The organism is Cellvibrio fibrivorans (assembly GCF_031457055.1).
GTDB lineage: Bacteria > Pseudomonadota > Gammaproteobacteria > Pseudomonadales > Cellvibrionaceae > Cellvibrio > Cellvibrio fibrivorans.
Map to the genome: position 1 here is coordinate 159,257 of NZ_JAVDVX010000001.1, position 14,958 is coordinate 174,214.

Below are 14,958 nucleotides of genomic sequence, written 5' to 3' on the forward strand. Positions count from 1 at the left end.
CACTATCAAGGGATACGCTGCAAGTAAAGGCAAAGCTCATGCGAAAGCCGCGCCAGATCACATCCCAGACAAAAAAGCCCCTGGTATCCAGAGGCTAGGCAAATGGGCGCAGGATATTACCCGCTTGGAGGGGTATTAGCAAGACAACTGCGGGAGCGTCGAGTGTGGGATTATGAGGCAGGTCAGCGCAAAAAACAGCCAGCCAGCGCGATTATATTGCGCTGGCTGATGACATTAGCACTAGGACGATTTACGCCAGCGCTCTGGCGTCAGGGTTTGCTTTGAGCCGAAGGCGTGCTGATCCGCTGCAGTGGCACTGTCTTTACACTCGCCGCGCACCCAGAGGTGATAGCGCGAAATACTGCGGTCCAGTTCAAAAAAACCGTCGCGGCAGTAACCAGCTTGTTCGATCACATAGGCGGTATTCTCCAGCAGCCGCTCATAGGTACCACGTCCTACGTCGACGCCCCCCTTGGCAAATTCCTGCCCTGGATTGGCGCCACCGCGCGCAACACGTATATGACTCGGGATTCGCTCCTCAGGCCAACGCAATCGATAGGTAAACATCTTGGAAGTATTGGGCAGTATCTCCACTTCAAGCGTCTCGGCCATTTCAGTTTCGACATAGCTGCGCCCCGTGGAACTGCATCCAATAATCGTGCACATCAACAACGTGAATATAACAACTTTGCCCATCTATCTGCCCTATGATCGGTTTAACAATTGGCGTGCGTTGGGGGGGATTAAAGAATTCCTGCCAGAAGCCGACACACTGGCGATAACCCTCGTTTATTGTCCACACTATACGCGCATCACACCGGAGCCTGCCATGGGTTCGCTACACACACTGCCCCAGCGGATAAACAGCCTGCTGTTGACCTGCATTATCAGCCTGAGTTCACCTGTTTTGGGCAACTCGATCGTACCGGACGATATCGCCTACAAACCTCACCCCGCCCCCAACCCTTCGGAGAGCGGTGTGGTAGTGGGCACCAGCGAATTACCGGCAACTGCTGCAAGGGTGCCCTCAACTCAATACCTCGCCAAAGGCCAGTGCCCCGACCAAAGCCGCAGTCACGATAACCTATCAAAAGCGCTGGCGATCACCCAATTCCTGCGCAGCTCGCCCCATACAGCTAATGCAGGCAACCTGTTCGCAGCCGAATCCGGGCTGCCCGAACTGATCCGCGCCCAGTTGCGCCAGAAATATCAAGCTACGGGCCCAGCAGTAATGCCTTGGGGGTTTGCGCAGGCTGATCTCAGCGAATCCCAACTCAAACAGCAGGCACAAAAAATTGCGCGCCAGATGCGCACCCAATTTGTGATTAGCGGGACAATTGTTGACATGTCCATGCTGGCGCCAGACACCACATACAATCCCAGCTTATACCGCCAATTTGCCAATGGGTTTCACGACCTCACCCATTTAAAAATGTTTGACCAGCGCACGCGGGTAATGAGCCTGGAAGTGCAACTACGCGACGGTTTTACCGGTGAATTACTCTTTAATAAAAGCTACTCGACCAATGGTATCTGGAACCAGCGCCAACCAATCGGATTCGGCTCGCCCGCTTTTGCCAAAACCCACTACGGCAAACGAGTCAAATCACTAGCCAATAAGATCAGCACCGAGCTAGCCCAGATCATTCACTGCCAGCCCTTTATGGCCGCGATTGATAGCGCCCCCGGGCAGACTCAGGTTTTACTGCACGGCGGCGCTAATAATGGCCTGCACGCGGGCGACAACCTTAGCTTGTATCAGGTGATTATGGTGGGCTCCAATAACGAGTATCAGGTAAGCGACACCCGGCTGGTAAAACGCGAAACGCGCCTGCATCTGAGCGAGGTCTACCCTACACATAGCATTGCAGTAGTAGAGGGCGGTAGCTATTTAAACGGCAGCTATCTGGCCGCGAGCGAATAATCCACTACGGCTTGGTTGTTTCTGTGCCAGCACCGTAGTGCTCTTGTAAATAGGCATCGTGCGAGGGCAAGCTTTTTACCATATTAAAAATGGCGGAGCGCGCTAATTTCAGAGTTTCATTGATCTGGCCAAAATCGAGGTTATCGACGCGCGGGCTGTATTTTTGCGGGCGAATACCCATGCCTTCAAATACCGATTGCCAGCTGGTGCTGCGAAATAATTCGTCGTTATCTTCACGCAAAATACCGTGACCTTTAAACAAATCGATGCGCTCGCGCAGCGATTCAGGTAACTCCATGGTTTTACACCAACGCCAAAATTCGCTGTCGTCGCGCTCGGTCGCACAATAATGCAGCACAATAAAATCGCGCACCTCTTCAAAGTCCGCCCCCATACGACGATTATATTCACGCTGCAAACTAGGCTCGCAGTCGGCATCAGGCAAAAAGCGTAAAAAGAAATCCATGCCGCGCGCGATTAAATGAATCGCCGTAGATTCAAGCGGTTCAATAAACCCTCCCGACAAACCAAGCGCCAAACAATTGCCTTTCCAAAATTCCTTGCGTCGTCCGGTATTAAAACTAATCACACGCGGATCGCTAATACGCGGCGCATCAAGATTTTTCAGCAAGGTAGTTTTGGCTTCGGCATCGCTGCAAAACTTACTTGAATACACATAGCCATGGCCGGTCCCATTGCGCAACGGAATGCGCCAGGCCCAGCCCGCTTTGCGCGCGGTTGCTGTGGTGTAGGGCATACGTGAACCGGCGACCTGGGTTTTGACAACTATGGCGCGGTCGCAGGGTAAATAATTCGACCAATCTTCAAAGCCAACGCCGAGCGCCCTTTCGATTAGTAAGGCTTTAAAGCCCGAACAATCGATAAAAAAATCACCGTGGATTTTGCGCCCGTCCGATAACTCCAGCGCCTCGATAAAACCATTGTCTTTACGCTGCACGTTTACGCAGTTGCCTTCACTGCGAATAACACCGCGCGCTTCGGCATAGCGACGCAAATAGGCCGCCACTAATTTTGCATCCAGATGCACTGCATAACCGGCACCGCCAATCGGTGTGTTCATCGCCTGTGCTGGCGGAAAAAACCGCTCCTGGGCTGCCATCACCGCACAGGGCGAGAAATCCTGCAGGTTGTATTGCTCACCCTCCATAGTCGCCTTGAGCCAGCACTGGTAAAAATCCTGCGAGCCGATACGCTTGCCGAGCGCGCCGTAAGGATGGAAATAGGACTGGTTTTTCACCTTCCAATCGACGAATTTAATGCCCAATTTGTAACAGGCCTGGGTCTCGCGGATAAACTCCTCTTCATCGATCCCCAAGCTGGTAATCAAGCGCACCACAGGCGGGATAGTGGATTCACCCACCCCGATAGAACCTATCTCTTCCGACTCCACCAATTCGATCTCACACAGCTCGCGTTTGAGATGCGCAGCAAGCATGGAGGCTGCGATCCAACCAGAAGTTCCGCCGCCGAGGATGACGATTTTTTTAAGTGGGTTCATGCTTGTATTCATAACCGAAAACGTTCCAATAATTACCCGCGCTGCCCTTACCAGTTCGCTAAGGGCAGCATAGTCTGCTCAAGCGCATCCGGCTCGGTCGTAAAATTCCAGTAGGCACCGCTGCAGGATTGGATCGATTTGCGCAGCACGTCAATCGCCTTGTGACGCGGGAAGCTCGCGCGCCAGGCCAAAGCCAATTTGCGCTGGCCGCCCGCCAACGGCCGGGCAACCAGGCGATGTGCGGCGCACAAACCCGCCTCTGCCGCCGAGCGCGGCAATACGCTCAAGCCCAAGCCCGCGGCCACCATATAGCGCAGGGTTTCAAGGCTATTGCCTTCAGCCGCGTAGCGTTTGCGTGGGCTTTCGTCCGGCTCCCGCCAACCGGGGTTGAGCAGCAACACCTGCTCGCGTAAACAATGTCCTTCACCTAGTAGCAGGAGCTCTTCGCGGGCGATATCTGCCGGTGCTATCTCCGTTTTGCTCGCCAGTGGATGAGTCTGCCGCATAACCACCACCAAAGGCTCATCAAATAACTCCTGGGTCACCACATCGGATTCGCTAAACGGCAACGAGACCAGGATGGCATCCAGATCGCCGTCGCGCAGTTTTTTGCGCAGGTTAGCGGTGTAATCTTCCTGCACATAGAGCGGCATAGCGGGCGCCTGCTTCTGTAAATGGGGGATAAGTTGCGGTAGGAGATAAGGCCCAATGGTAAAAATCGTCCCTAACGCCAAGGGGCTATTAAGCTGATCCTTGCCGGCATCCGCGAGCGACTTGATGGCAGCAGTCGTAGTCAGTAGAACACGCGCTTGGGCGACAATTTTTTCACCCAATACAGTTGGCTGTACTTTGGTTTTGGTGCGCTCAAATAGCTCCACCCCCAGCTCCTCCTCCAGCTTGCGCACTGCGATACTGAGGGTCGGCTGGCTCACGTGGCAGCGTTCGGCCGTGCGCCCGAAATGCTGCTCCTCTGAAAGTATGACGATGTAGCGCAACTCAGTCAGGGTCATGAAAAACTCAATCCAGTTTAATGGCGCCCAGTGTGCCCGTTTGCATCCTCTCAGGTAAAGCTGCACGCTCATCCCAAAAGACTATAGCCAAATTCTATGGCATTCAAATTGCCCACCTCCCGCAACCCCATTTAAATATCCCGATCACCTGCTCCTTAGCGGCACGGGTCAATAACAACCAACACCTCATATAATTAACACCTAATAAAGATCGGATGTAGTCTCATGACAACTGCCCAACTTTCCGTTGTGTTTTTCCTTCAAATGTTCGTAATCCTTGCTGTTTGCCGCTTGGTAGGCTGGATTGGACAAAAATACCTTCACCAGCCCCAAGTTGTCGGTGAGATGATTGCCGGGGTTATCCTTGGCCCATCGCTATTCGGTCTGTTGATGCCAGAACTTCAGAAAACCCTGTTCCCTACGGAAATGAAAGGCGTCCTCTACGTAGGCGCACAATTGGGTGTTGGCATGTACATGTTCCTGGTGGGACTGGGTTTCCGTGGCGACCACTTCAAAGCCAACTTTAAAAGTGCTGCCGCCGTGTCTATCTCCGGCATGGTTGCCCCGTTCCTGGTGGCGATAGCGATTACGCCATGGCTGTTGACTGTACCCGGTCTTTTCTCTGATAAAGCCACTGTTTTCAGCGCGACCCTGTTTATGGGTGCTTGTATTGCGATCACAGCATTCCCGATGCTGGCGCGGATTATCCACGAGCGCGGCCTGAGCCAAACCAAACTGGGCACCCTGTCTTTATCTGCCGGGGCTATTGATGATGCTGGTGCTTGGTGCGTGCTGGCTGTGGTATTGGCCACCTTCGGCGCCGGTGCAGAATTAGCGTATAAAACCATTGTGGGTGGAATGGCTTTTGCCGCCTTTATGATCTTGGTTGTGCCCAAACTGTTGGCACCGCTGGCACGCGCTGCCGAGAAACAACAAACCCTCAGCCCGACCCTGTTCGCGATTGTCATCATGTGCTTTATGTTGTCTGCATTCACGGCTGATGCAATAGGCCTGCATGCGGTATTCGGCGGCTTCCTGCTCGGCGCGGTAATGCCACGCGGCAAACTTACCCAAGAGATCAAACGCCAACTTGAACCTTTTGTAGTGATCATCCTCATCCCGATTTTCTTTACCTACTCAGGCCTCAACACCCAACTGACTATGGTCAATAACGTCGAGCTGCTGGCAATCGCAGCGGTCATACTGGTGGGCTCTATTGCCGCTAAAGGGGTTGCGTGCTGGGGCGCTGCGCGTCTGTGCGGCGCTGACAACCGCACCGCAATGGGCATTGGTGCACTCATGAATGCGCGCGGGCTAATGGAGCTGATCATTATTAACATCGGGTTGCAAGCTGGAGTGATTGGCCCTGCACTATTTTCCATGATGGTGCTGATGGCAATCATCACGACGCTAATGGCATCGCCTTTGTTTGAGCTTGTGTATGGCAAGCGCGCCCGTGAAACCGGCGAGCTGGCAGCAGTAGGTGCTGAAGAGGCCGAACCTGCCAAGCCACAAACCGTCTGAGTTACATTTTTTGTACAGCCCTCCTCCCGTTTTACCTTAAGCCCTTTTAGCCCGAGCTAGTCTCGGGCTTTTTTATGTCCAGGGGTTGACCAAATCGCACCGAAAAAAGCACCAAAATATGTCGAAATTTTTATCACTTGCACCCAAATCGCCACCTGAGACTAGACCTGCATCACAACAAAATCAGTATCTTAGTTACCGTGGCACAAAAAGTGCTTTTTTGGCGTCTAGCTGTACCCACTCAATCACTCTATTTAACGGACTCCCCATCATGTTATCCATCAAATCGCTTATTGCAGGATTAGCACTGAGCACAAGCTTTGTCATGAGCGCATTCGCCGTTCCAGTCACTGTCAATCTGGCACCAAATACTGCAGGTTATGTTTGGTCATTCAACTACACCTCATCTGAAGCCGACGTTGCTGTAACCGGCTGGTCCAATAAATCCAGCGGAAACAAAGCTATCGCACAAGATGTGATCGGCAGATGGAACAACTCGGGCGTAGGCGTTGAAAATGCCAACAACCCCCACCACGCGGTCGATAATGCTAGCGGCGACTACGATGCCTTGCTCTTTTCCTTCAACAAAGTGGTTGATCTTAGCGGCCTGAATATTGGTTGGCATCAAAATGACGCCGACGTATCTCTGCTGGCTTACACAGGCGCAGCCCCTTTTGCAGGCAACCTAAATGGCTTAGGCAGCAACTGGGCCGCCTTGCTGAACAATGGCTGGAGCGTGGTGGGCAATTACAACCGCAATGGCAACGGCTCCTTTGCGGTTAACACAGCAGATGTGGCATCTCAATACTGGTTGGTCGGCGCTTACAACACAGCATTTGGCACAGGCAATGGATTGACCAAAAAGGACGACTATTTCAAGTTGAAAGCAATTACTTTTGAAGCCGTTGAAGTAGCTGAGTCAGGCTCCCTGATTTTATTGATGTTAGGCTTGGCAGGCTTACGCTTTGCGCGTCGTCGCGCTGCATAGTTCTCACAGCTAAAAGACTGTTTCAAAAAGGGCGCTATCAGCGCCCTTTTTTATTGCCTATAAATTTGTATCGCTTATGATGGGCCGGCTTAAAAAAGATAAGAAGACATCAGGGACAACAATAACAATCCATTAGCGAGACAATAGTATGCGTAGACAAATCGCCTTATCACTTGCTCTGACCTGCGCCCTTCTCTGCACTGCCATTAGCGCACAGGCACAGCAATTCAATGTATTACTCTTTACCAAAACCAACGGCTGGCACCACGAATCCGTCAACGAAGGTGTCACTGCGGTACGTGAACTTGCCGTGCGCCATCACTTCAGCGTTGATTGGCATGAGGACGCGGGTATTTTCAATGATGAAAAACTCAAAAAATACCAAGCTGTCATTTTCCTGTTGACCACCGGCGATATTCTTAATGATGAACAACAAGCTGCGATGGAGCGCTTTATTCGCTCCGGTAAAGGCTTCGTTGGCGTTCACAGCGCATCCGACACCGAATACGATTGGGATTGGTACACCAAAATGGTAGGCCGCACTTTCCACATACACCCCGTCATCCAAACCGCTGAGCTTACCGTCACCAATCGCAAATTCCCCGGTGTTGAGCGCATGCCCGATCGTTTTTTATGGACGGATGAGTGGTATGAATTCGGCGCAGAGCGCATTAAAGGCCTGAATTATATTCTGGCAGTAGATGAGCAGACTTTTGATCCAAAGGTGAGTTGGGGTGAGAAAAAAGGTGAAGGCATGGGCAAATTCCATCCCATAGCTTGGTATCACGATTACGACGGTGGCCGTGCATTTTACACCGCACTCGGGCACCTGCCCGCCACTTACAGCGATGCACTGTTTCTGGAACACATCTATGGCGGACTTTATTGGGCAGCAACCGGTAAAGGTTTGCGCAAAAAATAATTCCTGACTATCACTCTAATCATAACAACAGACACCATGAAAACATTCATACAGACCTACGCACGATTTATTTACCCCGCCGTTATTTTGGTGATTTCACTGAGCATTTATTTTCCCTATTACGGCACACCACAAGCGATGTTTTGGGATGAAAACTACCACGTACCCAACGCTCAAAAATACATTGATGGCGTGATGTATATGGAGCCGCACCCACCGCTCGGCAAATTGCTGATGGCAGTAGGCGAAGTATGGTTTGGCGATAACGAAAACGTTAACAAACAAGCGCTGCTCGCAACAGATTATCTTACCGGTGACGCCGCACCACCTGAGATGACTTACAAAGGCTATCGCTGGCCATCAACGGTAATGATGGCCCTCTCGGTTTTATTCTTTTACGGCATTATTAATTGCATAACGCAACGTGCATGGCTTGCAGCGGCGTTCACAAGTCTGGTCATTTTTGATAATGCACTGGTCATACATGCGCGCGCGGTACATCTCGATGGCATTCAATTATTTTTTATTCTTGCCGAACTGTATTTTTTTACTCGCATTGTCACCGGCGGAAAACCTATTCGCCTCAGGGATTATGTCCTGCTGGGAACCTTCATAGGGTTGGCCACCAGTGTAAAAGCCACCTCTGCGATTGAATTATTATTATTGGCAATGCTTTTTTGTGTCGATCAATGGAACAATATTAAACAGTGGAATTGGCAGGCACTTATCAAACGCATCGCCGTTACTGTGCCGTCTGGTGTGCTGCCTGCAGCAGCGGTGTTCCTCGGCGTTTTTTATGTCCACATAGGTCTGGGCGAAAAAATTATCGACAACAGAACCTACAAGGCATCTCCCGAATACATCAACCAAATTCGTATGGGCGACACTTGGTCACTCAAGACCTTTTCATTGGGCATGCGCGATAACTGGAAATTCATGAGCGAGTATGCCGACGGTGTGCCACGCCTTGACGAATGTAAACCGGATGAAAATGGCAGCTACGCAATGAACTGGCCATTAAGCAGTAAAACCATCAGCTATCGCTGGGATAAAAATACAGTCGATGGCAAAACCGTTACCCAATATAAATACCTGATTGGCAATCCGATCGTCTGGTTCTCCATTGTAGGAGGAATCATTCTCTCCCTGAGCTTGGTTATCAGCCGTTATATCTACAACAATCCCGTCAAAGATGAAAAACTTTTCTATTGGATCTGCGCCTTTACCGGGCTCTATGTGAGTTATATGGTAGCGATCTTACAAATTGAGCGGGTGATGTACCTCTACCATTATTTTATTCCATTAATTTTTGGGGCAATTAACCTTGCATTAGTTTTTAACTATATCTACCGCGACGAAGTTATCGCCAACAATAAACACACCATTATCAATGCCAGCCTGTTTGCCATTTTGGTGATTGCTGTATTTGCGTTCTTCTCTCCATTCACCTATGGCTTTGGGTTAACCGAAGACCAATTTGAATTGCGCAACTGGTTCAGCTTCTGGAAATTACAGGTGGTTAGATAATTATGAATATCCAACAACTATTAAACAAAAATAGTATTTTCACTGCGCTTATTGCGCTGATTGTCATACTGATTGGCGTGCGCATTACACCGGTGAGTGTCGATCCTGTAGTGAAGGTAATGATTAGCAAGAACCGCGTGGGGATTGCTAACATCTATCAACAGCGCGATATCGAATTTACCCGTGAAGTCTGGGTAGATGTGCTCGATCTGGAAGAAAGCAGCCGTTTTAGCCATCCAAAACTCGGTAATATCGCCACCTACACTGACGATTTTTTTGTCGATGTTGACCATAAAATCACGGTTAAAGAATCAGATAACTATCGTTTTATGATGGGCAGTGATGATGGCTTTTCTTTGCGTATTGATGGCAAGCTTATCTGCGAGCATCTGGGTGATCGTCCCTTCAGTGTTCAGCCCTGCATGATCTTTTTAAATGAAGGCGAGCACCAGGTGCACATCTCTTACTTTCAGGGTTTTGGCAACTCCGGCTTCACTGTGGAGTATGCTCGCGGAGATGAAAAACCACGCTGGTTTGGTGAAGACTCAAGCAGCGTGAAGTTTTAACTTATCCAATGTGCCACCCACTGAAAAGCGCCCGCAACTGAGGCTACTTTAAAATTCCAAGCTGTAAGTTTTAACTTGACTCAATGCCCTCATCGTTTGATGTGGGCATTTTTTATGCAAACAAAAAATGCGAGTTCGTAAACCGAGATGATTTATTTACTGAGTACGAATAAGCGCATTCCAACTAAATATAGCTTGGTGGCGCGGCTGCTTATATTGAGCCGCTTTCATTGTAGGGGTTGATAACTGGAAAACGCTTCGCCGAGAAAAGGTCACCAAAAAACGGGAACTGTCGAATCAAATCTCAGCCAGTTCGCATTAATACGGCACTGCAAATATCCGAAAAAAATATCAATTCCATTTCCGTTCGATATTGTTGCAAGCATGGGTCAACGTAAAATCTTGGGCATTAAAGTTCTTGCCAAGAAGACATTTGGTCGCTGATATAAAAAATTTAGCTATCCTTTATCTGGCCAGTCTGGCTCAACATTAAGTTTGAACAACCAATCCAAACTGCAGAATTACAGAACAGAAAAAAGCATTTTTAGACTTAGAATAATAAGCAGTAGCGCGAATAATTTTTTTAGTAATTTAACCGGTAATCTATGAGCCAATTTCGCGCCAAAAGGTGCCGTTATAAAACTGGTGAGGGAAATAAACAGTACTGCGGGAAGATAGACAAAGCCAAACGTATGATTACTCAGGGAAGTAGTTGACCAACCATTGATGACATAACCCGCAGTGCCCGCGATAGAAATAGGTAAACCAATTGCCGCAGATGTACCTATGGCCTTTTTAATATCAACATTCTGCCAAACAAGATAGGGAACCGTTAATGAGCCTCCGCCCGTGGACACAAGTGCGGACACAGCGCCGATGCCCAAACCACCCAATAATAAACCGCCGTTACCTGCAAGCTCTCTACTGGGGTAAGATTTTTTATTAAAAAACATTTGGAGCGAAACAACAGCCATAAAGAGCGAAAAAAATATGGCCAGATAAGAAGAGCTGGCATAGGCTGCGATAAATGTTGCTAAAAATGTACCCACCACAATACCCGGAGACATAATTTTCACAACCGGCCATAACACAGCGCCTGCACTATTGTGCGCTCGCAGACTGGATATGGATGTGACAATGATCGAGGCCATTGATGTACCCAAGGCGAGATGAACTACATTTTCTGCTGGAATACCTTGATACAAAAATAAAGTGGTGAGCACCGGCACCATAATTCCACCGCCACCCACACCGAGCAATCCTGCCATAAACCCTACAAAAACGCCGAGCAATAAAAAAGACAACATCCACACGATGTCTAAAGGCATCAGCAATTCCTGTAGCAAAGCATCAGACTCCATACACAATTTTTGGTTTGCGCAATTGCTGGATTGTATAAGCCAACAGAGCACATGCAAGAACACCGGACACCAACCACACCTGCGCAAAATGGGTAGCGGTAATTGTGCCGCCCAGCAATAGATCTTTAATCAATACCTGATGCCCCAACACCGGCACCCAGCGGAACCAATCGGCGTAAGCACTCGGATTGAACAAGGTATAAAACAGTGGCACCATCGGGATAAATATCATCAACCCCATATAGGTCTGCGCATCTTTAAAACTGCGGGCAAACAGGGAAATTAAAAATTGTAATGACGTCGCCAGCAGCGCAAGCGAAGCGAGCACTACAAACACACCGGCTAATTCCAGTGGCGATACATCAACTCGCAACCCCAACTCTTTAAAAGGTACATAAGCAAATGCGACGACCAACAATATGACTTCTACCAGCGACACCATCAAGGTAAGGGAAAAACTATTACACCATTTTCCCAGCACTAATGCAGTGGAAGATGCAGGTGTAATTAATAGGGATTCGAGCGAGCGGCGCTCGCGTTCGCCGGCGGTCATATCTGCACTGAAACCTACACTCGCCATAAAGGCAGTGAGAATTAACAGCATGGGCAAACTCCCCATCACAAAAAAACCCATTTTTTCATCGCTGGCTATATTGAGATCGCGAATATAAACGGGGTTGGCGATCCCGGGAGAAATACCGCGCGATAACAAACGCAAACTACCCATCCGCCCGTTCCAACTCCAGATTTGCTGGCGCACAAAATGAATCCCTCCTTGCAGTTTGTTGTTGGTTGCATCGAAAACCAGCGCCAATTCAATTGATTCACCTGTGGCAAATTTTTCGTGCGCATCTTTGGGGATTACCAAGGCATAACCCAGTTCGCCCGTTTCCACTTTTTGATAGGCATCATCGCCCACTGCATCAACTTGTACGCCGCGCTCTTGCAGCCAATCGATCAGCGATGGCAATTGCTCTGCCCCCACAACAGCGAGCTTGATGGGTTCGTTGTTGGTCGCTTTGGATTGATTGCTCATATGAATAATGAATAGCGACGAGGCGACAAATACACCGACAAAATACACCGGCATCAAGAGCGTCATGCGTAAGCTTTTACTATCGCGCAGGGAATCACGCCACTCTTTGCGAAACACTATGGCAATTTTATTCAACAATTCCGTAAGGTTAAACGAATTACGCATGATGCAGCTCCTGCTGTGGCTGAACTAAATTGACAAATGCCTCTTCCAGATTGTGGGATTTTCCCGCATCCAGAATTGTTTGAAGATTACCGTCTGCCAAAATTTTTCCGTGGGAGATCACAATAATGCGGTCGCACAAACCACTGACTTCATGCATCAAATGGCTGGAAAAAATCACGCAACGCCCCTGCATTTTTAATTCATGTAATAAACGACGCACTGCGCGCGTCGTGATCACATCCAAACCATTAGTGGGTTCATCCAATAAAATATGCTGCGGCTGGTGCACGATCGCCCGCGCCAACGCCGTTTTCATGCGCTCACCGAGTGAAAAACCTTCCGCGCGACGCTCGGCAATATTCACCATGCCCAACCAATCAATTAATTGGTTAATGGATTTTTCCATCGCATCACCTTGCAACCCTTGCAGCTCACCAAAGTAGCGGATATTTTCGCGCGCGGTTAGACGCTTATATAAACCCGTATCATCCGGCAATACACCTAATTGTTGGCGCGCAGCGTTCGGATTTTTACTGACTTGATGTTGATTGACCCACACATCACCTGCACTCGGCTGCAACAATCCGTAAATCAAACGCATGAGGGTTGATTTACCTGCACCATTTAACCCTAACAGACCGGTGATCTCGCCATCATTTAAGGTAAAGCTGACATCATCCAATGCGGTGATCAGATTTGGTGTGGCAGCTTTTTTAAAGCCAGGAAACTTGAGGCCGCTATTCTTTTTTGCCGCAAAGGTTTTACTGAGATGCTCTACACGAATCATTATTCTGCACTCCCTGACGATGACATATCTATGGAGGAAACGCTTACAGATGAGACACCTACCGATGAATAATTATCGGCCGCAGAGCTGGCCGCTTTTTTCTGATTGGCACCTAGTACCAAGGGCAGAGGTTTAATCTTTTCCACACAATCTGCTTTTACATCCTTCATAGACGCTCGCTCGATAAATTGCGCAATCAATTGCGGCACACAACCTTCAGATGAAATGGAGTGGTTGCCACCCGCCGCACTCAAACTCGTTGAATTGGGCAAGTGCGCCGCAACAGCTTGTGCCCATACATCGGGCGTCACCGGATCATGTTTTCCTGATAACAAGAGCGCTGGCACATCGCTTTTGATCGGATCCCAATAATCGACAGGTAATTGCGCTTTAGGCCATAACGCGCAAATCGGTTGTATGTCCTTTACGAAAGGAATACCAAAAAACGGGATGCTCTGCTCGATATCACTCACTGATAATAGCGGCCAGTCTTCATTGCAAATCACACTGTAGCGCATGCCTTCCGCAATGTTCATCAACTGCGCATTCTCCGATGACAAGGCCGATAAGGCCGCAAGCAAACGATAATCTTCTTTTTCGGCAAAACTAATCGCACGCGGCAATAACACCGTTAAATCGCGCGAGTAGAGCGACATAAATATCAATGATGAAAACGTGCGCGGCGTTAAGTGCAGTGATTCCGTCTGTTGGTTGCGCGGATGTTCATAGCTAATTTCCAGCGGCTCACCCTTTGCCTGCAACGCATTCAAACGCTGCAGTACGGTTTCTGCTTTTTGCACTATGTTGCCAAACTCTGCCGCACAATCTGTTTGCGCAAGGCATTCATTATTCACCGCTACCAAAGCCGCCATAGCATCGCGTGCAAAATATTTGGGAAGGGCGATGCTCACAGGTGCCACGCCATCCAAAATAATCGTGCGCGCCTGCTCTGGATAGCGACGCGCATATTCAAGTGCAACACGGGTACCGTAGGAACCACCCCAGAGATTAATTTTTTCATACCCTAATGCGATACGCACCGCATCCAAATCCTGCACGGCATCTACTGTGGTATAGAAAGCAGCATTGTGTTGATATTTTTCGGCGCAGTTTTTCATCAGTGCAATATATTTTTCAGTCTGCTTCGCCTCTGGCAGTTTTAAATCCTCTGGCGATGCCTGTTCACAGCGCAGCGGATTGGATTTGCCGGTGCCGCGCTGATCGACAAAAATTAAATCGCGATTTTTGCGCACATCCGCAAAAAAGCTGTGGATCTGGTTAGCCATCTCAATCGAAGAACCTCCAGGCCCACCCTGAATTAAAAAGAGTGGATCGGCATTGGCTACCGGGCTGATCGCAGGCAAACGTAAAATCGCCACACTAATGTCTTTGCTATTGGCGTCGGCAGGATTTTCTTTCAGGGTTAATTCACCACACTCCGCACCATACACCAGCGGGGGCTTACCGGTTTCCACAAATCCAGGGCACGGCTTGAGAATGGAAACTGCAGCAGCTTTTCGCTCTATTTTTTCACTGCATGCGGGCAAAAGACCTAGTAGCAACAAGCACAAAATACCGTAAGCCGACCAAGAGATATTCATTCGTTCATTCCTTATTTGTACAAATGTG

At 49.1% G+C, this 14,958-nt stretch carries 13 protein-coding genes; 6 read left to right on the forward strand and 7 right to left on the reverse strand.

The features are described from left to right. Window positions 1-240 precede the first annotated feature (240 nt). Window positions 241-696, reverse strand: coding sequence for a hypothetical protein (locus J2X05_RS00705; RefSeq protein ID WP_310067385.1), 456 nt, complete (start codon window positions 694-696; stop codon window positions 241-243). On the opposite strand from J2X05_RS00705, the gene J2X05_RS00710 reads away from it, so the two are divergent. Continuing rightward, a complete protein-coding gene (locus J2X05_RS00710; RefSeq protein ID WP_310067389.1) occupies window positions 674-1,924 on the forward strand; it encodes a flagella assembly protein FlgT middle domain-containing protein in 1,251 nt (416 codons plus the stop codon). The two genes, J2X05_RS00705 and J2X05_RS00710, sit on opposite strands and share 23 nt — an antisense overlap. A 4-nt stretch (window positions 1,925-1,928) precedes the next feature. Here the strand turns inward: J2X05_RS00710 and J2X05_RS00715 are convergent, their stop codons facing one another. Continuing rightward, entirely contained in the window at window positions 1,929-3,443 is a 1,515-nt protein-coding gene (locus J2X05_RS00715; RefSeq protein WP_310067392.1) for a tryptophan halogenase family protein, read from the reverse strand. Between the two features lie 47 nt (window positions 3,444-3,490). Continuing rightward, entirely contained in the window at window positions 3,491-4,453 is a 963-nt protein-coding gene (locus J2X05_RS00720; protein ID WP_310067394.1) for a hydrogen peroxide-inducible genes activator, read from the reverse strand. Window positions 4,454-4,678: 225 nt separating this feature from the next. Between J2X05_RS00720 and J2X05_RS00725 the strand changes: the two genes are divergently transcribed. The 5 genes from J2X05_RS00725 to J2X05_RS00745 all read left to right on the forward strand — a co-directional run bounded on the left by J2X05_RS00725 (window position 4,679) and on the right by J2X05_RS00745 (window position 9,980). After that, window positions 4,679-5,977: a cation:proton antiporter gene (locus J2X05_RS00725; protein WP_310067397.1), complete on the forward strand. Its 1,299-nt coding sequence runs from the start codon at window positions 4,679-4,681 to the stop codon at window positions 5,975-5,977. 271 nt (window positions 5,978-6,248) lie between these two features. Next, complete coding sequence (xdp1, locus tag J2X05_RS00730; protein ID WP_310067398.1) at window positions 6,249-6,965, forward strand: exosortase-dependent surface protein XDP1; 717 nt, start codon at window positions 6,249-6,251, stop codon at window positions 6,963-6,965. Window positions 6,966-7,113: 148 nt separating this feature from the next. Then, complete coding sequence (locus tag J2X05_RS00735) at window positions 7,114-7,887, forward strand: ThuA domain-containing protein (RefSeq protein WP_310067400.1); 774 nt, start codon at window positions 7,114-7,116, stop codon at window positions 7,885-7,887. A gap of 36 nt (window positions 7,888-7,923) precedes the next feature. Further along, the gene (locus tag J2X05_RS00740) at window positions 7,924-9,414 is read left to right on the forward strand and encodes a phospholipid carrier-dependent glycosyltransferase (protein ID WP_310067403.1); all 1,491 of its coding nucleotides are present in this window, start codon (window positions 7,924-7,926) and stop codon (window positions 9,412-9,414) included. A gap of 2 nt (window positions 9,415-9,416) precedes the next feature. Beyond that, window positions 9,417-9,980 (forward strand): PA14 domain-containing protein, encoded by a 564-nt coding sequence (locus tag J2X05_RS00745; RefSeq protein WP_310067404.1) that lies wholly within the window; start codon window positions 9,417-9,419, stop codon window positions 9,978-9,980. Window positions 9,981-10,501: 521 nt separating this feature from the next. Here J2X05_RS00745 and J2X05_RS00750 read toward each other — a convergent pair. From J2X05_RS00750 to J2X05_RS00765, 4 genes are read right to left on the reverse strand one after another with little or no spacing between them, the layout of a single operon-like run. Then, entirely contained in the window at window positions 10,502-11,308 is an 807-nt protein-coding gene (locus J2X05_RS00750) for a sulfite exporter TauE/SafE family protein (protein ID WP_310067408.1), read from the reverse strand. A 22-nt stretch (window positions 11,309-11,330) separates the two neighbouring features. Next, the gene (locus J2X05_RS00755; RefSeq protein WP_310067411.1) at window positions 11,331-12,542 is read right to left on the reverse strand and encodes an ABC transporter permease; all 1,212 of its coding nucleotides are present in this window, start codon (window positions 12,540-12,542) and stop codon (window positions 11,331-11,333) included. Further along, window positions 12,535-13,329, reverse strand: coding sequence for an ABC transporter ATP-binding protein (locus tag J2X05_RS00760; protein ID WP_310067413.1), 795 nt, complete (start codon window positions 13,327-13,329; stop codon window positions 12,535-12,537). Before J2X05_RS00760 ends, J2X05_RS00755 begins: the two co-directional genes overlap by 8 nt. Continuing rightward, entirely contained in the window at window positions 13,329-14,930 is a 1,602-nt protein-coding gene (locus J2X05_RS00765) for an alpha/beta hydrolase (protein WP_310067414.1), read from the reverse strand. Before J2X05_RS00765 ends, J2X05_RS00760 begins: the two co-directional genes overlap by 1 nt. Window positions 14,931-14,958: the final 28 nt, after the last annotated feature.